At 66.4% G+C, this 17,719-nt stretch carries 19 protein-coding genes; 9 read left to right on the top strand and 10 right to left on the bottom strand.

Going from position 1 to position 17,719, the window contains the following annotated elements:
• Positions 1-7 precede the first annotated feature (7 nt).
• From RAH32_RS07380 to RAH32_RS07365, 4 genes are all read right to left on the bottom strand, one after another.
• Positions 8-340, bottom strand: a complete 333-nt coding sequence (locus RAH32_RS07380; RefSeq protein WP_306607704.1) for a DUF2794 domain-containing protein — start codon at positions 338-340, stop codon at positions 8-10.
• A gap of 63 nt (positions 341-403) precedes the next feature.
• Entirely contained in the window at positions 404-691 is a 288-nt protein-coding gene (locus RAH32_RS07375; protein WP_306606677.1) for an I78 family peptidase inhibitor, read from the bottom strand.
• Between the two features lie 4 nt (positions 692-695).
• A complete protein-coding gene (locus tag RAH32_RS07370) occupies positions 696-1,058 on the bottom strand; it encodes a hypothetical protein (protein WP_306606675.1) in 363 nt (120 codons plus the stop codon).
• A gap of 103 nt (positions 1,059-1,161) precedes the next feature.
• Positions 1,162-1,812: a TetR/AcrR family transcriptional regulator gene (locus RAH32_RS07365; protein WP_306606673.1), complete on the bottom strand. Its 651-nt coding sequence runs from the start codon at positions 1,810-1,812 to the stop codon at positions 1,162-1,164.
• 229 nt (positions 1,813-2,041) lie between these two features.
• Between RAH32_RS07365 and RAH32_RS07360 the strand changes: the two genes are divergently transcribed.
• Positions 2,042-3,469 carry a Glu/Leu/Phe/Val family dehydrogenase gene (locus RAH32_RS07360; protein WP_306606670.1) on the top strand — a complete coding sequence of 476 codons (1,428 nt, stop codon included), beginning with the start codon at positions 2,042-2,044 and terminating at the stop codon, positions 3,467-3,469.
• Positions 3,470-3,536: 67 nt separating this feature from the next.
• Here RAH32_RS07360 and RAH32_RS07355 read toward each other — a convergent pair whose 3' ends face one another.
• Complete coding sequence (locus RAH32_RS07355) at positions 3,537-4,484, bottom strand: L-threonylcarbamoyladenylate synthase (RefSeq protein ID WP_306606668.1); 948 nt, start codon at positions 4,482-4,484, stop codon at positions 3,537-3,539.
• A gap of 111 nt (positions 4,485-4,595) precedes the next feature.
• Between RAH32_RS07355 and RAH32_RS07350 the strand changes: the two genes are divergently transcribed.
• The 4 genes from RAH32_RS07350 to RAH32_RS07335 are packed head-to-tail and all read left to right on the top strand — an operon-like array spanning position 4,596 to position 8,165.
• On the top strand, positions 4,596-6,293 hold the full coding sequence (locus RAH32_RS07350; protein ID WP_306606666.1) for an acyl-CoA dehydrogenase: 1,698 nt from the start codon (positions 4,596-4,598) through the stop codon (positions 6,291-6,293).
• Entirely contained in the window at positions 6,293-7,309 is a 1,017-nt protein-coding gene (locus RAH32_RS07345) for an MBL fold metallo-hydrolase (protein WP_306607702.1), read from the top strand. Before RAH32_RS07350 ends, RAH32_RS07345 begins: the two co-directional genes overlap by 1 nt.
• A gap of 54 nt (positions 7,310-7,363) precedes the next feature.
• Positions 7,364-7,522 (top strand): aa3-type cytochrome c oxidase subunit IV, encoded by a 159-nt coding sequence (locus tag RAH32_RS07340; RefSeq protein ID WP_306606663.1) that lies wholly within the window; start codon positions 7,364-7,366, stop codon positions 7,520-7,522.
• Positions 7,523-7,541: 19 nt separating this feature from the next.
• Positions 7,542-8,165 (top strand): hypothetical protein, encoded by a 624-nt coding sequence (locus tag RAH32_RS07335; RefSeq protein WP_306606661.1) that lies wholly within the window; start codon positions 7,542-7,544, stop codon positions 8,163-8,165.
• Here RAH32_RS07335 and RAH32_RS07330 read toward each other — a convergent pair.
• The gene (locus RAH32_RS07330; protein WP_306606659.1) at positions 8,153-8,485 is read right to left on the bottom strand and encodes an AzlD domain-containing protein; all 333 of its coding nucleotides are present in this window, start codon (positions 8,483-8,485) and stop codon (positions 8,153-8,155) included. The genes RAH32_RS07335 and RAH32_RS07330 overlap by 13 nt on opposite strands.
• Positions 8,482-9,189, bottom strand: coding sequence for an AzlC family ABC transporter permease (locus RAH32_RS07325; RefSeq protein ID WP_306606657.1), 708 nt, complete (start codon positions 9,187-9,189; stop codon positions 8,482-8,484). The genes RAH32_RS07330 and RAH32_RS07325 overlap by 4 nt, the downstream gene beginning before the upstream one ends.
• Positions 9,190-9,317: 128 nt before the next feature.
• On the opposite strand from RAH32_RS07325, the gene RAH32_RS07320 reads away from it, so the two are divergent.
• Positions 9,318-9,800, top strand: a complete 483-nt coding sequence (locus RAH32_RS07320) for a GNAT family N-acetyltransferase (RefSeq protein ID WP_306606655.1) — start codon at positions 9,318-9,320, stop codon at positions 9,798-9,800.
• Here RAH32_RS07320 and RAH32_RS07315 read toward each other — a convergent pair whose 3' ends face one another.
• Together RAH32_RS07315 and greA are read right to left on the bottom strand one after the other, a co-directional pair.
• On the bottom strand, positions 9,801-10,715 hold the full coding sequence (locus tag RAH32_RS07315; protein WP_306606653.1) for a hypothetical protein: 915 nt from the start codon (positions 10,713-10,715) through the stop codon (positions 9,801-9,803).
• A 4-nt stretch (positions 10,716-10,719) separates the two neighbouring features.
• Positions 10,720-11,190, bottom strand: a complete 471-nt coding sequence (greA, locus tag RAH32_RS07310) for a transcription elongation factor GreA (protein ID WP_306606651.1) — start codon at positions 11,188-11,190, stop codon at positions 10,720-10,722.
• Positions 11,191-11,418: 228 nt separating this feature from the next.
• Between greA and RAH32_RS07305 the strand changes: the two genes are divergently transcribed.
• Entirely contained in the window at positions 11,419-13,089 is a 1,671-nt protein-coding gene (locus tag RAH32_RS07305; RefSeq protein WP_373429682.1) for an electron transfer flavoprotein-ubiquinone oxidoreductase, read from the top strand.
• A gap of 174 nt (positions 13,090-13,263) precedes the next feature.
• Here the strand turns inward: RAH32_RS07305 and RAH32_RS07300 are convergent, their stop codons facing one another.
• Entirely contained in the window at positions 13,264-13,431 is a 168-nt protein-coding gene (locus tag RAH32_RS07300) for a hypothetical protein (protein ID WP_306606650.1), read from the bottom strand.
• A 745-nt stretch (positions 13,432-14,176) separates the two neighbouring features.
• Between RAH32_RS07300 and RAH32_RS07295 the strand changes: the two genes are divergently transcribed.
• Both RAH32_RS07295 and RAH32_RS07290 read left to right on the top strand, forming a co-directional pair.
• Positions 14,177-15,169: a cytochrome c oxidase subunit II gene (locus RAH32_RS07295; RefSeq protein WP_306606648.1), complete on the top strand. Its 993-nt coding sequence runs from the start codon at positions 14,177-14,179 to the stop codon at positions 15,167-15,169.
• Complete coding sequence (locus RAH32_RS07290) at positions 15,166-17,712, top strand: cbb3-type cytochrome c oxidase subunit I (RefSeq protein ID WP_306606646.1); 2,547 nt, start codon at positions 15,166-15,168, stop codon at positions 17,710-17,712. The genes RAH32_RS07295 and RAH32_RS07290 overlap by 4 nt, the downstream gene beginning before the upstream one ends.
• Positions 17,713-17,719: the final 7 nt, after the last annotated feature.

Here is a 17,719-nt window from a genome sequence, read left to right as displayed (position 1 = left end):
CCAGGGTCTAGTCCACCGCGCGGATCAGCGCCTTGTCGAGGACGCGCAGCACCTGCGCCAGGTCGTGCCCGCGCTTCAGGATGCGCCCGTCCATGGCGATCACGGAATAGGCGCCCTGGGCGTTGCGCAGGCGGGGACGCTTTTCGATCCGATACAGGGGATGTTCCGTCGCCCGGCGGAAGACGCTGAAGACGGCGGCGTCGCGCAGGAAGGACATGGCATAGTCGCGCCATTCCCCCGCAGCGACGAAGCGGCCATAGACCGACAGGATCAGCGACAGTTCCGCCCGGTCAAAGACGACGCGATCAGGGGCGGGAGGAAACGGCGGGCCTGCATCCATCATGACAGGATGGTGACAGCCCGCCATCCGGCTGGCAATGCCGAAAAGGGCGCCATCCGGCGATCAATAGCAACTGACCTTTTCGATCCGGCCCGTGCTGCCGTATTCGATGTTCAGACGCTCGGGCCGGAAGTCCGAGGTCACGGCATCGTTCGGTCCGATCTGGCGGGTGCCGATCGGGAAGGTCATCGCGGCCAGGACCGAGACCGGCTGCCCTACCAGCCCCTGATAGGCCGAGGCGCGGCAGTCATCGGGCGGCGCAGCCTCGGGCAGGGGTTCGACAGGCATCGGTTCGCAGGCGGCCAGCAGGGCGGCGGCGGACAGTCCGAGGATCAGGGTTCTGGGATTCATGATGTCATCCGCAATCGACGTTGGTGATGATGCCCGCCGCATCCAGGCGGAAGACGATCCGGTTCGGGTCGTATTCCTGCGGCTCGATCCCGCGGTATTCGACGACCCGGTAGTCCTTGGTGATGCCCAGCGTCGGGATCACGCTGCCGGGCTGGCCCACGGTCGAGGCATAATTCTTGGTCGCCCCGCACAGGTCGGGCTTGCGTTCCGTCAGGCCTGCCACGCCCACAACCGGTTCCGGCGCAGGCGGGACATAGGCCACGGGGGCAGGCGCCGGCATCGGCGCGGGTGCAGGCGCCGGGGCCATGCAGGCCGACACCAGCGTGGCGGCGGCAATCAGCGGCAGCAGAAAGGTGGTGGTCTTCATGATCGTCTGTATTCCCTCGGGGTGCCCGTCTGTTGCGGGGTTGTGGGGCGATGATACAGAGACGGCCGGGGCTTGAGAAGGCGCCCTGGCCGTCACGATTGCATCAGCGGCTGCCCGCAGCCATGAGAAGGTCGGTCTGCGCAGGCAGCGCTGCTCGCAGGAACAGGTGGGCTGCGGATTGCGATATCGTCTGGACGTCGCTGTCCGAGGGAAAGCTTTCCCGGTCCCGCAGCAGCGAATCCATCAGCCCTGCGCTTGCCAGGGCAATCAGCTGTTCGGCAGCGATTCTGGTATCCTCGATGCAAAGATGGCCCGACTGGACCCAGCGCACCAGATACGGGCGGATCGCGTCGTGCACGATGTGCAGGACCCGATCGTGGAAGCTGCCCGACAGGGCGGCAAAGCGCCGCGCCTCGGCCACGTGAACGCGATAAAGACGCACCCGGTCTGGATCGGCCAGCCATTCCGCGATGCGGGCGGTCATCAGCGGTATCGCCTGCCCGGGGTGCAGGTCATCAGGGATGTCCAGCGAGAAGCTGCCGTCCAGGCGGGCGGTCTCGGCCTGCATGGCTTCGTGGAACATTCGTGACTTGTCAGGGAAATAGCTGTAGAGCGTTGCCTTCGAGACATGCGCGGCCTGCGCGATGTCATCGACGCTGGCCCCGGCATAGCCGTCGCGCAGGAAGATCGCGCTGGCCCCCTGTATGACCTGACTGAACTTGCGACCTTGGCTAACAGGTTGATTCTTCGCCATCTCTCAATTCCCAACTCAGCACTGCTTCTTACCAGTGCCGACAGGTTCAATCCCTGAACATGCCTTCTGGTTGCAAGGGGGGGCCGGCAGTTCTGCGGCCGGCTGAGGTCATCGGGGCACAGGTCTTTCGGAAATGCCTTGTTTTTGTTCAAATCGGCCTTGGCACCCGTGGCCGGGCTGGCATAGCGTCCCAAACGTCACCAACCGGCCTAACTGTCAGGAGCAGCCGATGACGATCCCCCATACTTCTTTCCGCGACTCGGTCGAGCGGATGTTCACCCATGCCGCGAGCCTGATGGATCTTCAGCCGGGCCTGGAAGAAAAGATCCGGGTCTGCAACTCGACCTATACGGTGCGCTTCGGGGTTCGCCTGCGCGGGCAGATCCACACCTTCACCGGCTATCGGTCCGTCCATTCGGAACATATGGAGCCGGTCAAGGGCGGCATCCGCTATTCGCTGGACGTGACCCAGGACGAGGTCGAGGCGCTGGCCGCGCTGATGACGTATAAATGCGCCCTGGTCGAGGTGCCCTTCGGCGGATCGAAGGGCGGGCTGTGCATCGATCCCCGCGCCTGGAACGAGGATGAGCTGGAACGCATCACCCGCCGCTTCACCTATGAGCTGTCGCGCAGGAACCTGATCTCGCCCAGCCAGAACGTGCCGGCCCCCGACATGGGCACGGGCGAGCGAGAGATGGCCTGGATGGCCGACGCCTACAAGCGGCTGCATCCCGACGACATCAACGCCAAGGCCTGCGTCACCGGCAAGCCGCGCCATGCGGGCGGGATCGAGGGCCGGGTCGAGGCCACGGGCCGGGGCGTGCAATACGCGCTGCGCGAGTTCTTCCGCCACGCCGACGTGATGAAGAAGGCGGGCCTGGAAGGCGGGCTTGCGGGCAAGCGGGTGATCGTGCAGGGCCTGGGCAACGTGGGCTATCATGCGGCGCAGTTCCTGTCGGTCGAGGACAAGGCCCTGATCACCTGCGTCATCGAGCGCGACGGCGCGATCAGCAATCCGCAGGGCATCAACATCGACGCGTTGCGCGGCCATATCCGCGCGACCGGGGGCATCAAGGGCTTCGTGGGTGGCGATTATCGAGAAAACGGCTTGGCCGCGCTGGAGGACGACTGCGACATCCTGATCCCGGCCGCGATCGAAAGCGTGATCCACGCCGAAAACGCCGACCGCATCCGCTGCAAGCTGATCATCGAGGCCGCGAACGGTCCCGTCACCGCCGACGCCGACGAGATCCTGAAGCGCAAGGGGATCGTGATCATCCCCGACATGTATGCCAACGCGGGCGGCGTGACCGTTTCCTATTTCGAATGGGTCAAGAACCTGTCGCAGATCAGCCTGGGCCGTCTGGAGCGCCGCCACGAGGAAGCCCGCGCGCGGATGCTGATCGAGGAACTGGAACGCATCTCGGCCGACACCGGCACGAATTTCGAACTGGCGCGGGGCTTCAAGGACGCCTTCCTGCATGGCGCGGACGAACTGGACCTGGTCCGGTCGGGCCTGGACGACACCATGCGCGAGGCCTTCAAGAAGATGAAGGAGGTGTGGATGTCGAACCCGAAGGTGGATGACATGCGCACCGCGGGCTATGTCGTGGCGATCCGGCGGATTGCGAATGTGTATGGTTCGCTGGGGTTGTGACCGGGGCAGGGGGGCGCTGCCCCCCGTCCTGCGGACTCCCCCCGGGATATTTTCTCACAGAAGATGATCAGCCGCGCGGAGCGGCGGCGCGGCGCAGGCGGTCGTTGATCGCGGCGCCGAGGCCATGGTCGGGGATAGGGGCGACCGAGATCGGGCGGCCCTCGCGGTCGGCGCGGCGCAGGGTGTCGAACAGGCGGGCGGCGGCTTGCGTCAGGTCGCCGGTTTCCGACAGGGTGAAGGGGCCGGGCTGGCCGAAGGCGATATGGGTTTCGTCGGGCGTGGGATCGGGCGCGTTCAGGCGCAGCGGGGCCTGCGGGGCATAGTGGCTGGTCAGTTGCCCCGGCGCGTTCGGGGCGGCGGGGTCGGCGTGATGGTCCGCAAGCGGGTGGGCCAGGGTTGCGGCAATCGCCTCGGCCGGGATGCCGCCGGGGCGGAGCAGGGTGGCGCAGCCCTGGGGCCAGCCGATGATGGTGGATTCGAGGCCCACCGGGCAGGGACCAGCATCAAGGACGGCGGCGATGCGGCCGTCCAGGCCGCCATCGGGGTCCAGCACATGAGCCGCGCTTGTGGGGCTGATCCGGCCCGAGGCATTGGCGGACGGCGCGGCCAGCGGGCCGGTCAGGCGCAGCAGGGCCTGCGCGACCGGATGGGCGGGGACGCGGATCGCGATCGTATCAAGGCCCGCCGTCACCAGCGATGCGATGGCGGCATCCGGGCGCAGCGGCAGCACAAGGGTCAGCGCGCCGGGCCAGAAGGCTGCGGCGAGCGTCTCGGCCTCGGGCGACATCTGGGCGATGCTGCGCGCCGCATCCATATCGGGCACATGCACGATCAGCGGGTTGAACGACGGGCGTCCCTTGGCCTGGTAGATCCGGGCGACCGCCTGGCCGTTGCGCGCGTCGCCCGCCAGGCCATAGACCGTCTCGGTCGGGATCGCCATGACTTGGCCCGCCGCCAGCAGGATCGCCGCGCGGGCCATGCCCATCTGGTCTGGCAACAGGTGTTCGGTCTGCATCCGTGACGCCGGGTTTCGGTTGAGCCTTGTCCCAAGCCCCATAAGATGGCTTGTGACAGTCTGATAGTCGCGCCGGGACCGAATGCCAAGGCGCCAGGGAGAGGGATCCAGATGAGCTACAAGGCGCCGGTTGCGCAGATCGACTTCATCCTGAACCATGTCGTGCCGTTCCCCGACCTTGCCCGAACCGACCGCTTTGCCGAGGCGACGACCGAGACCGCATCGGCGATCCTGAGCGAAGCCGGGAAGCTTGCGACCAATGTGCTGGCCCCCTTGAACCGCGCGGGTGACGAAACCCCGGCAGTGCTGGAGAATGGCCGCGTGAGGTCCTCGCCCGGCTATGCCGAAGGGTTCCGCGCCATTGCCGAGGGCGGCTGGATCGGGCTTTCGGCCGATCCCGAACATGGCGGCATGGGCCTGCCCCAGGCGCTGAACATGGCCGTGGCCGAGATGATGTCGGGCGCCTGCCTTGCGCTGCAACTGAACCCGCTGCTGACCCAGGGCCAGATCGAGGCGCTTGAGCATCACGCCAGCGACGATCTGAAGGCGCTGTATCTGCCCAAGCTGATTTCCGGCGAATGGTCCGGCACGATGAACCTGACCGAACCCGGCGCTGGCAGCGATGTCGGCGCGCTTGTGACCAAGGCCGAGCCGCAGGGCGACGGCACATACCGGGTGACGGGCCAGAAGATCTATATCACCTGGGGCGACAGCGACGTGACGGAAAACGTCTGCCATCTGGTGCTGGCCCGTCTGCCGGGTGCGCCCAAGGGGACCAAGGGCATCAGCTTGTTCATGGTGCCGAAGCTGATCCCCGACGACCAGGGCCGCCCTGGCGTCGCCAACAGCCTCAAGGTCGTGAGCCTGGAAGAAAAGCTGGGCATCCACGGCAGCCCCACCTGCGTGATGAGCTTCGAGGGCGCGACCGGCTGGCTGGTCGGGGGCGAGCACAAGGGCATGGCCGCGATGTTCACGATGATGAACGTGGCGCGACTGGGCGTGGGCATGCAGGGCGTCGGCGTGGCCGAGGCTGCGTTGCAGCAGGCCGTGGCCTATGCCCAGGACCGCAACCAGATGGGACCGATCATCCAGCATCCCGACGTGCGCCGGATGCTGGCCACCGCCCGGGCCGAGGTCTTTGCCGCCCGCGCCATCGGCCTTGCCTGCGCGACCGCCATCGACCTTGAGCGCGCCACGGGCGACGCCGTCCACGCCGCCCGTGCGGCCTTCCTGACGCCGATCGCCAAGGCCTATGGCACCGATGTCGGCTGCCGGGTGGCCGACATCGGCGTGCAGGTCCATGGCGGCATGGGCTATGTCGAGGAAACCGGCGCCGCGCAGTATCTGCGCGATGTGCGAATCACGCCTATCTACGAAGGCACCAACGGTATCCAGGCGATGGATCTGGTGGGCCGCAAGCTGTCGGATGGCGGCGACGCCGCCCTGCGCCTGCTGGACGAGGTCGCGGACGGCGCCAAGGCCGCGCAGGCCGATCATCCGCAGATGGCCAACCAGTTGTGGCAGGCGGCGGAAACCCTGCGGGAGGCGACCCAGACCCTGCTGGAGCGTGACCTGCCGCAGCGTTTCGCCGGGGCCGTTCCCTATCTGTCGGCCTTTGCGCGGGTCCTGGGGGGGCTTTACCATCTGCGCGCGGCCCAGGCCGGGGGCGATTCGCATCTGGCGCTGGCCCGCGTCTTCATGGCCCGCGTGCTGCCACGCCATGCGTCCGATCTGGCCGAGGCCCTGGCAGGGCTTGACGACCTGGCGAGTATCAGCGACGCGGCGCTTGCGGGCGAAATCGCCGCGTGATCGCCTATCCTTTCGAAACCCCGCCCCAGGCGGATCAGGCGGTGACGGTCGCGCCGGGCGTGCTGTGGATGCGTCTTGCTCTGCCGATGGCGCTGGATCACGTCAATGTCTATGCCCTGGATGACGGGGACGGCTGGACCGTGGTGGATACCGGCTTCGACACCCCTGCCAGCCGCCAAGACTGGGAGGCGCTGCGGACCGGACCGCTGGAAGGAAGGCCCATCAGGCGGGTGATCGGCACGCATCACCATCCCGACCATATCGGGCTTGCGGGCTGGTTCATCGGGCAGGGCGCGGAATTCCTGATCAGCCGCACCGCCTGGCTGACGGCGCGGATGCTGGTTCTGGACCGGCAGGACCGCGCCACGGCCGAATCGCTGGCCTTCTGGCGCCGGGCCGGAATGCCTGCCGACCTTCTGGAGAAACGTTCGGCGGAACGGCCGTTCAATTTCGCCGATGTGGTGCATCCGATTCCCTTGGGCTTCACCCGCCTGAGCGACGGCCAGCAGGTCAGCTTCGGGGGCAGGCGCTGGCGGGTCGCCATGGGACACGGCCACGCGCCCTGCCACGCGACCTTCTGGTCGCTGGACGACGACCTGGTGATCGGGGGCGACCAGCTGCTGCCCTCGATCTCGCCCAACCTGGGGGTCTATCCCACGGAACCCGAGGCCGATCCGGTCGGCGAATGGCTGGAAAGCTGCCACCGCATGATGGACCTGGCCGAGGCCCGGCACCTTGTCCTGCCCGGCCACAAGCTGCCCTTCACCGGCCTGCCCACCCGGCTGCGGCAGTTGATCGACAATCACCACGGCGCGCTTGACCGGATGACGGCGGCGCTGCGGGAAGGACCGCGCACGGCGGTCGGCTGCTTCGACATCCTGTTCAGGCGCCGGATCGGCGCGGGCGAATTCGGTCTGGCCCTGATCGAGGCGGTGGCCCATGTGAACCACCTGCGCAAGCAAGGCATCGTGACACAGGCGGGCGAGAGTGACGGCGCCCTGCTGTGGGGGGCGTGACAGGGCGGGTGGTTTCGGCTATCGCCTTGGCAACGGGAACAGAAGGAACGGCGCATGGCCCAGCATCACAACCACGAGGTCACCGAACACAAGGTCGGCACCATGGACATCACCGAACAGCAGCGCACCTTTGCGGGCTTCATCAAGTTCGCCACCTGGACCGCGATCCTGTCGATTCTGGTGCTGATCTTCATGGCCCTGGTCAACGCCTGATCGCCGGACCGGATTTCCCATGAAAAGACGCGTTTTCCTGGCTGCGGCCTTGCCCGCCGCCCTTGCCGCCTGCGGCGCCCAAAGCATCTGGGCCACCGACGAGGAACTGCGGGCCGCACGCTTCGTGTCCGACGAGCCACCCTCGATCACGCTGCTGACGGTCATCGGCATCCCGCGCGGCGAAGGGGGGCATTCCGGGCTGATGATCAACGGCAGTCAGCGGGTGATCTATGACCCGGCGGGAAGCTGGGAACATCCCCGCATCCCGGAACGCAACGACGTGCTTTACGGGATCACCGACAACTTCAAGAACTTCTATCTCGATTACCATGCCCGCAGCACCTATTGGGTGGCCGAGGATACGGTCTTCGTCAGCCGCGAGGTGGCCGATGCCGCCATCCGTGCGGTCGAGCAGCAGGGCGCGTCGCCCAAAAGCTATTGCGCGGTGAACAGCGGGCAGGCCCTGCGCCGCGTGCCGGGGTTCGAGAACGCGCCGACGGGATTCAGCCCGATCAGGTTGCGGAACTGGTTCCTGACCCTGCCGAACGTCCAGTCCAAGCGCCACATGGACGGCGATCCGGCCAACAACCACGACGTGCTGCTGCGCCAGAAGGACGGCCGGATCGTCGGCTACAACATGTAAAGCAGGCCAAAGAGCGTGATCGCGCCCGCCAGGATGGCGCTGATCATGTTCTTTGTCCAAAGGCCGACCGCCACGGTCACCGCGGCTGCGGCCATTCGCGCCGGATCAAGCTGGCCCCCCGTCGCGGCGGGCCAGACGACCAGCGGCGCGACCAGCGCGGGCAGCACCGCCACCGGAGTATAGCGCAGCATCCGCAGCACCCAGGACGGCATGTCCCGGTCGCCAAGCGCCCCCAGGAAGGACCAGCGGATCAGGAAGGTGCCGATGCCCAGCACCACGATCACCAGCCAGACGGTCAGGTCGGATACGCCGCTGTTCATGCCTGCGCCCTTCGTGCTGTCCTGGTTTCCACGATCGCCCCGACGGCCATTCCCACAGGCGCGGCGATCAGCAGGCCAAGGCCGGACGGCAGCCCTGCCAGCAGCAGCGACCCCGCCACGGCGACAAAGCAGGCCGCCAGATGCGCAGGCGTGCGCAGCATCGGCGCGATCATCGCAAGGAACGTGATCGGCATGGCGAAATCCAGGGCGATGTCGTCCGGGATCGCACGCCCCAGGGTCGCGCCCAGCCAGGATCCGATCATCCAGGGAATGCAGACCACGACGGCCACGCCCAGGAAGAAGGCCAGCCGCTGCGGCATTCCCAGGCGGGGATGCCTTTCGTATTCCTGGATCGACAGGGCATAGCTTTGATCCACCAGGGCATAGGCCAGCCAGGCCCTTTGCCCGCCCGTCGCCCCTCGCAGCCAAGGCACGAGTGATGCCGAATACATCGCCATGCGCAGGTTCACCGCCAGGCAGGACAGGATCACGATAACAACGGAAGCGTTGTCGGACAAAAGCTGCACGGCCGTGAACTGCGACGCGCCGGCAAGGACCAGCACGGAAAAGCCCAGGACCTGCGCCACGTCCAGCCCCGCCTCGGTCGCGACAATGCCGAACAGGGCCGAAAAGGGGATCATCACGATAAGGAAGGGCAGCGACTGGACCGCGCCCCGCCAGAAGCTTTCCCGCGCGGTGCGCATGGCGCCGTCTTCGGCAAGGGGCCGCCGACTATCGGGGCGGGGATCAGATGTGGCTGACATGGGGCTTTCGCATGGGACCGGAGCGCGGCACCTTCGTTGCACGACGCGCAAGGATAAGGCAAGGCCGGGTGCAGATCGCAAGTCCCATTCCCGACCGGCATCTTGCCGATGCGGCGCTTCTGTGGGCCAGGGCCTTCGCGCCTCCGCTGGGGGCAAGGCAGCCCAGGCTGCGCCCTTGTCACGGCATAGCGGCGATCGGGGCGAATGGACGCCTGGGCGGGGTTGCGGGGATTCGCGACCACAGGGGCGGGTTTCTGGCGGATCAGCCCTGGCTGGCGCGGGTTCTGTACCGCATGGCCCCGCCCACTGCCGATCTGGTGATCGACGGGATCGTGGTCGATGACCGCCGGCTGGGCATTGGTCGCGCACTTTTGGACCGGGCTGCCCAAGTTGCCCGCCATGCGGGCCGTCCCGGCCTGCGGGCCGAGGTCGAGGTGCGGAACACCGTCGCCATGGCCTTCTACGCAGCGACCGGCTTTGTGGAAATCGGCCGTGGCTTCTTTGGCTGGCCCTGGTCGGGGCCGGTGGCGATCCTGCACCGGCCAGTCTGATCAGCCGAACGTCCCGGCAATGCGGCCCAGCAGCATGAAGGCGCGGGCTGACCGTGTTTCCGCCAAGACGGCGACCTGTGCATCGTCCATCTGCGGCAGATGGCGCGTCAGCATGGCGTCGAAATGGCGCAGGAAGTGATGGGCCGTGTCGCGGAAGATTTCGTCCCGATCCAGCAGGCTGGACGTGATGTCCAGCGCGACGGGATCATGGATGCCGCCCAGGGGGGCGACGGCGCTGCCGCGTTCGCCTTGGGCAAAGCGCCGCCAGACGGCAACGGGGGCCGGATCGGGCGGCAGGTCGTCCATATACAGATCCTGCCCTGCCAGCAGCGTGACCACATCCTGCGCGGCCCGCAGCACGCGGGCGTGTTCGGGATCCTGTAGGGCCAGCCGCAGCGCGGCGATGGCGGGTGCATCATCGGCGCCGTCGGGAAAGTTCAGCGCACGGATCAGGGTTTCCCCATCGACATCGACCGGAGGGGTGCTGTCCAGCCGCGTCGCCTGCTGGCGCTGCTCGACGACCGGACGAGGCGCGGGGCGAGGGGCCACGGGCGCGCGGGGCTGCGGGTCCGCATCTTCGGCGATCATCGCCTCGGGGGTGGGACGGGGCGGCGGGGCGCCCCTGGTCGCGGCCATGTCGCGCAACTGCGTCAGGCGCAGGCGCAGATCCTCGGCTTCGGCGCGCAGGACGGCCAGGGCGCGGGCCATGCCGATTGCCAGCCAGATCAGCGCCAGCGGCAGGATCGTGCCCATGACGGTGGCCAGGCGGGCGATGCCGCCCTCGGCCGCCTCGCTCTCGGGCGCCAGCAGCCAGAACAGCGCGACCAGGAACAGCCAGGCGGCGCTCAGGGCGATGCCGGTGGCTGTCAGGGCGTCCCGCCGGGTCAGGGTGGCGATGCGTGCAACCAGCGACATCGGCTTATTCGAACCGGATCGCCAGGATTTCATAGCTGCGCTGACCGCCGGGGGTCGCGACCTCGACGCTGTCGCCGACATCCTTGCCGATCAGGGCACGGGCCAGGGGGGATCGGATGTTCAGAAGCCCGCTTTCGATGTTCGCCTCGGCCTCGCCGACGATCTGATAGGTGCGCTCCTCGTCGGTGTCTTCATCGACCAGATGGACGATGGCGCCGAACTTGATGGATCCCGACAGCTTTGCCGGGTCGATCTGTTCGGCCCGCGACAGGATGGATTCCAGTTCCTTGATGCGGCCTTCGATGAAGCCCTGCTTTTCGCGGGCGGCGTGGTATTCGGCGTTTTCCGACAGGTCGCCATGTTCGCGGGCCTCGGCGATCTGACGGATGATCGCGGGGCGCTCCTTCGACTTCAGCTCGCCCAGTTCGCGTTCCAGCGCGGCATAGCCGCTGCGGGTCATCGGAATCTTGTCCATCGCTGCCCTGTCCTTTGCGGGATGCGGTTTCGTCCAAATCCTAAGGCAACGCCCCCGCCATTCGGATGGCAGGGGCGCGTCCCAGTTGTCGGCACCGTGACCTGAATCGCCGCGCCTTTGCAAGCCCGCCCGCGCCGAAAGTGGCAGATTTCGGCCGTCGCGTCAGCATTGCCGCGATGCGGCGGAAACGCTACATGAACAGCAAGCCAGCCTTGGGAGGAGCGCGCCATGACCGACATCACGCAGCCTGCACGCGAGTCGATGGAGTATGACGTTGTGATCGTGGGGGCGGGTCCGTCGGGTTTGTCGGCGGCGATCCGGTGCAAGCAGATCGACCCGGACCTGTCGGTGGTGGTTCTGGAAAAGGGGTCCGAGGTCGGCGCGCATATCCTGTCGGGGGCGGTTCTGGATCCCATCGGGCTGAACCGGCTGATCCCCGACTGGAAGGACCGCGGCGCCCCCGTGCGCACCGAGGTCGTGGACGACAACTTCTATGTCCTGGGCGAGGCGGGCCAAGTCCGCGTGCCCAACTGGCCGATGCCGCGGCTGATGAACAATCACGGCAACTACATCGTTTCGATGGGCAGCGTCTGCCGCTGGCTGGCCGAACAGGCCGAGGCACTGGGCGTCGAGATCTTTCCCGGCATGGCCGCCAGCCAGGTCGTCTGGGCCAGGAACGAAGATGGTTCCGACCGCGTGAAGGGCGTGGTCGCGGGCGAGATGGGGCTGCAGTCCGACGGCACCCCCGGCCCGAACTATGAACCCGGCATGGAACTGCACGGCAAGTATGTCTTCATCGGCGAGGGCGTGCGCGGGTCTCTGGCCAAGCAGATCATCAACCGCCTGGGCCTGTCCGAAGGCCACGAGCCGCAGAAATACGGCCTCGGCATGAAGGAGATCTGGGAGGTCGCCCCCGAGAAGTTCCAGAAGGGCCGCGTGGTGCACACGATGGGCTGGCCCCTGGGCAAGAACGCCGGCGGCGGCAGCTTCATCTATCACTACGAGGACAACCTGGTGATGGTGGGCTTCGTGGTGCACCTGAACTACGAGAACCCGTATCTCTATCCCTACATGGAGTTCCAGCGCTTCAAGCACCACCCGATGGTGGCCGAACTGCTGGAAGGCGGCAAGCGCATCAGCTACGGCGCGCGCGCGATCAGCGAAGGGGGCTGGCAGTCGCTGCCGGAACTGTCCTTCAACGGCGGGGTGCTTCTGGGCTGCTCGGCGGGCATGGTCAATGTGCCGCGCATCAAGGGCAACCACAACGCGATGATCTCGGGGATCGAGGCGGCGGAAGCGGCTGCGGCGGCCATCGCGGCGGGGCGCGCGGGCGACCGGCTGACCGACTATGACACCGCGGTGCGGACGGGCGCCATCGGCCAGGACCTGAGGAAGGTGCGCAACGTCAAGCCCGCCTGGTCGCGCTACGGCCTGTGGCCGTCCTTGGTGCTGGGCGGCATGGACATGTGGGGCGCGGGGCTGACGGGCCGCAACCTCCTGGGCGGGTGGAAGCACGGCAAGACGGATGCCGAGGCCACCGGCAAGGCTGCGCAGTTCAAGCCGATCGACTATCCGAAACCCGACGGCAAGCTGTCCTTCGACCGGCTGACCAACGTGGCGTTTTCCTTCACCAACCACGAGGAAAGCCAGCCCTGCCACCTGAGGCTGAAGGACCCCACGGTCCCGATCCGCGTGAACCTGCCCGAATATGCCGAGCCCGCGCAGCGCTATTGCCCGGCCGGCGTCTATGAGGTGGTCGAGGACGCGTCAGGCCCGCGCTTCGTGATCAACTTCCAGAACTGCGTCCACTGCAAGACCTGCGACATCAAGGACCCCTCCCAGAACATCGTCTGGACAACCCCCCAGGGCGGCGACGGGCCGAATTACCCGAATATGTGATGAGAAGGGCGGACCTGCCTGTTGGGCGATAGTTCACCCGAGATGATCACTTTTTCACGGGGAAACTCAGGCGCATAAGAACGGCAGAGGGAAGTCCTTTCCGCTGCGGAAAGAACTTCCTGCAATCTTGTGTCTGTTCCATAATCCCGTTCAGCCACGAGGTGGCCGATGGAGTTAGGCATCCTCTGTCAGCCACTGGCTGCGCTCCTGACGAAGCTCTTGCCAGACGGCATCAACCGCTGACATCGTGATGAAGGATGATGACGGGCCGCCACCCTTGATGTTCATCATCTGCAGCTTGTCGTCTGGCTGGCGCCCAGGCAGGTAAAGCCGTTTTTTCAAGAAGCTCCTGGAGTTTCTGAAGGTCCTGCACGGAATCGAAGATTTAACAGTCATGGCAATCTCCTTTGAAGAGATAGTGTGACTGGGTGCTACCTGCGCCAAGCGGACTGGCGGGGCAGGACCGTGATAGAAAGTCTGCCGACCCTGTAACGCCTGTGTTCCGGTCTTCAAGCCACGCAACGGTCAGGATGTCATCCCCCTCTTTTCCGCCCTGTGCAGCAGCATCCTGACGGTCGAGGAATACCACTTGCTCTTGCCGCGGCGGGCGCTCGCACCTGGCCTCCCGCCGGGAGGTAATGCCGGGCAAGGTCAGGTCAGGATCGGCAAATGCAGACCCAGCTTCTCGACAGGGTTCTGCAGACAGTGCCGGTAAGCGCCACAGCATGGATCGTTGTTCCGGCAAAGCCCGGAGGGCCAGGTCGATGCGGCCTGCGGTGTCAGACCCGGCGGTCCATGGCTGCAAAGGCCGCCAGTATGTGGTCTTCCCGGCAGGCGGAATTCCATCATCAAGCCCCAGGGGCCGATCAACTGGTCGCCTTGCCCGGCCCAAGTGAGCGGCCGCCCGCAGGATCAGCCTGGGCCGGACAGAACGAGGGGACGCCTGTCCGTCTGGCCTGGCGCCACAACAGTTTGAACAGGCGGATTACATCAACCGGCGGCAAAGATCCTGCGACATCACGGAACCTCACAACTTTGCGATTGCTTTAACCCGCATGGGCCGAAGTCATCGAAGGACCACCGCTGCATGAGCATCTGTCGCAGGATCCGGGCGTTGCACCCTGTCGCCCTGCCCTTGTTGCTGGGCGGCTGCGATGGGCCGCAATCCGCGCTTCGGCCCGGCGGGCAGGATGCCGCGCAGCTTTACCTGCTTTTTGTCGTGATGCTTGTGGGCGCAGTTGTGCTTTGGCTCGCCTTGAACGGGCTGTTCTTCTATTTCACGCGGGTCAACCAGCAGCAGTTCTCGCTGCGGCACGGCAACAGGATCATCATCGGGGCGGGCGTGATCCTGCCCACGGTCGTCGTCGGCAGCCTGTTGGCTTGGGGCCTGTCGATCATGCCCTCGCAGCGCGCGCCGGGCGACGGGCTGGTCATCCGCGTCACCGGAGAGGAATGGTGGTGGCGCGTCGAATACTGGCCGCCGGGGGCAGATGCCCCGATCGTCTCGGCCAACGAGATCCGGTTTCCCGCCGGCAGCCGCACCGAGCTGCGCCTGACGGCACGCACCTATATCCACTCTCTCTGGATCCCCTCGCTGGGTGGCAAGATGGACATGATCCCCGGCCGCGAGACTGTGCTGACGCTGCATCCAGACCTGGAAGGCTTCTATCGCGGCCAATGCGCCGAGTTCTGCGGCGCGTCCCATGCCATGATGGCATTCGAGTCGGTGGTGATGGCCCCGGACGACTTCGACGCATGGCTTGCGCACGAAGCCGCGCCCGCATCCCGGCCGCAGACGCCGATGCAGGTGCGGGGGCAGGACATCTTCCGCGACGAGGGCTGCGGCGCCTGCCATGCCATCCGGGGCACCGAGTTCACGGGCAGCGTCGGTCCCGACCTGACCCATCTGGCATCGCGCCATTCGCTGGCGGCAGGCATCATGGAGGTCGAGCGCGACGACCTGATGCGCTGGATCGCCCATACCCGCGACATCAAGCCCCAGGTCGCCATGCCCCCCTATGACTGGCTGGACGCCGAGGAACTTGCCGCCCTGGCCGCGTATCTGGAGAGCCTCGAATGATCGACCGCACCCCCCAGGGCATCTATCCCCCGACCGAGGCGATGCTGGCCGAGCCGGTGCCCCAGGATGTCCGGGACGCCCAGGAAGACCGGCTGCGGCGGGTGTGGAAGACCAAGACCGGCATCCGCTATCTAATGACGGTCAACAATTCCGAGGTCGGCAAGTGGTATTCGCTGACCTGCTTTGCCTTCATGCTGTCGGCCGGGGTCCTGGCGCTGCTGATGCGCGTGCAGCTGGCCTTTCCGGGAATGCAGTTCCTGGACGCCGACCGCTTCAACCAGTTCTTCACCATGCACGGCTCGGCGATGATGTTCCTGTTCGCCGTGCCCCTGTTCGAGGCGATGGCGATCCTGATCCTTCCGGCCTTCCTGGGCGCGCGCGACATGCCCTTTCCGCGCCTGTCGGCCTTCGGCTACTGGTCCTTTCTGATCGGCGGCGTGTTCGTTCTTGGATCGGTGCTGTTCGACGCGGCGCCCAAGTCCGGCTGGTTCATGTATCCGCCCCTTGCGACCGAGGATCCGGGCGTCGGATCGGACATCTGGCTGCTGGGCCTGTCCTTCATCGAGATCGCATCCATCGCCGCGGCGGTCGAGCTGATCGTGGGCGTGCTGAAATGCCGTCCGCCGGGGATGCGGATCAACACCATGCCGCTTTACGCCTGGTATGTGCTGGTCGTGGGCGGGATGATCCTGTTCGCCTTTCCCCCGCTGATCGCCGGCGACCTGCTGTTCGAGCTTGAGCGCGCGCTTGACTGGCCCTTCTTCGATCCGGCGCGCGGGGGCGATCCTATCTTCTGGCAGCACCTGTTCTGGATCTTCGGCCACCCCGAGGTCTATATCGTGTTCCTGCCCTCGGTTGCGATTGCGGCCATGATCGTGCCGACCATGGCCCAGCGTCCGATCGTGGGCTATTCCTGGATCGTGCTGTCGGCGGTGGGGACGGGGTTCCTGTCCTTCGGTTTGTGGGTCCACCACATGTTCACCACCGGCCTGCCGATGATCTCGCTGGCCTTCTTTTCCGCCGCGTCCGAGGCGGTGGTGATCCCCACCGGCATCCAGCTGTTCGTGTTCCTTGTCACGCTGATGGTCGGACGCGTGCAGAAAAGCCTGCCGCTGCTGTGGATCGCGGGGGGCCTTGCGATCTTCACCGCGGGCGGGCTGACCGGGATCATGCTGGCCATCGCGCCCTTCGACTGGCAGGTGCACGACACCTATTTCATCGTGGCGCATCTGCATTACACGCTGTTCGGGGGGATGGTCCTGCCGGTGATGGCGGGGGTCTATTACTTCTTTCCCTTCTTCACCAGGCGCCAGTTGTCGGTGCGGCTGGGCCGCTGGGCCTTCTGGCTGATCTTCGGCGGCTTCAACCTGACCTTCCTGCCGATGCACCTGACCGGGCTTCTGGGAATGCCGCGCCGGGTCTTCACCTATCAGCCGGACCTGGGATGGAACATGCTGAACCTGGTGTCGTCCGTGGGGGCCTTCATCATCGCGGCGGGCTTTCTGGTCTTTGCCTGGGACCTGCTGCGCCCTGGAAAACCCCGCCTGCAAGATCCGAACCCCTGGAAGGCCGGCACCCTGGAATGGAGCGCGACCCTGTCGGACGAGGACTGGGGCGTGCGTTCGATCCCGTTCATCACCTCGCGCTATCCGCTGTGGGATCAGCCCAGGCTGGTCGAGCGCATGGCCGAGGGGCGATACTACCTGCCCGACGCGCCCGAAGGACACCGCGAGACGCTGGTGACCAGCGTCATCGACGGCCAGCCCGTGCAGGTCCAACGCGTCACCGGCGATGCCTGGATCACCCTGGCCGCTGCCGTCTTCATCGGCGGCTGCTTCATCCTTCCGACATTCCATCTGTATGTCGCGGGGGCAATCTCGGGTCTGCTGGGTGTGGCCTGCATCATCTACTGGCTGTGGACCTCGACCGCGCGGATCCCCGACAAGGAAATGAAGGACGCGGGGCTGGGGCTGCGGCTGCCCACCTATGCGGCCGGGCCGCAGTCGGTCGGGTGGTGGGCCATGTGGATCACCATGCTGGGGGACGCGACGGCCTTTGCCTCGATCGTCTTCGGCTTTTTCTTCTACTGGACGGCCGGCACCGATTTCCCCCCAGCGGGGGCGGACCATGCCGATGGAATGCTGGTGCTGCTGTCCACGCTGCTGCTGACCGTCTCATGGGCGATGACGATGGCGGCACGGCGCCTGAACCGCCGGGGCAGCGTCACGGGCGCGCGGGCCGCCCTGGTCGCGGCGCCCTTGGCCGCCTTGGCGGGCGGCGGGCTTCTGGTCCTGTCGGTCCTGGACCTGTCTCCCACCAGCCATGTCTATCCGGCGGTGATCTGCGCCCTGGTGATCTGGACGGGCGCGCATGTGCTGGTGGGGGTGCTCATGCAGGGCTATTGCCTGGCCGGGCTGGTCTTCGGCAAGATCGACCCCGACCACGACGCCGATCTGTGGAACGTCTCGCTGTTCTGGCACTTTCATGTGCTGACGGTGCTTGTCACCGCCGCCGTCATCGGCCTTGCGCCGAGGCTGCTATGAAGGGGGA

This window comes from Paracoccus yibinensis, from assembly GCF_030846195.1.
Classification (GTDB): Bacteria; Pseudomonadota; Alphaproteobacteria; order Rhodobacterales; family Rhodobacteraceae; genus Paracoccus; species Paracoccus yibinensis.
Note: the sequence above shows the minus strand (reverse complement) of the source record. Positions and strands in the feature narration are given on the sequence as shown.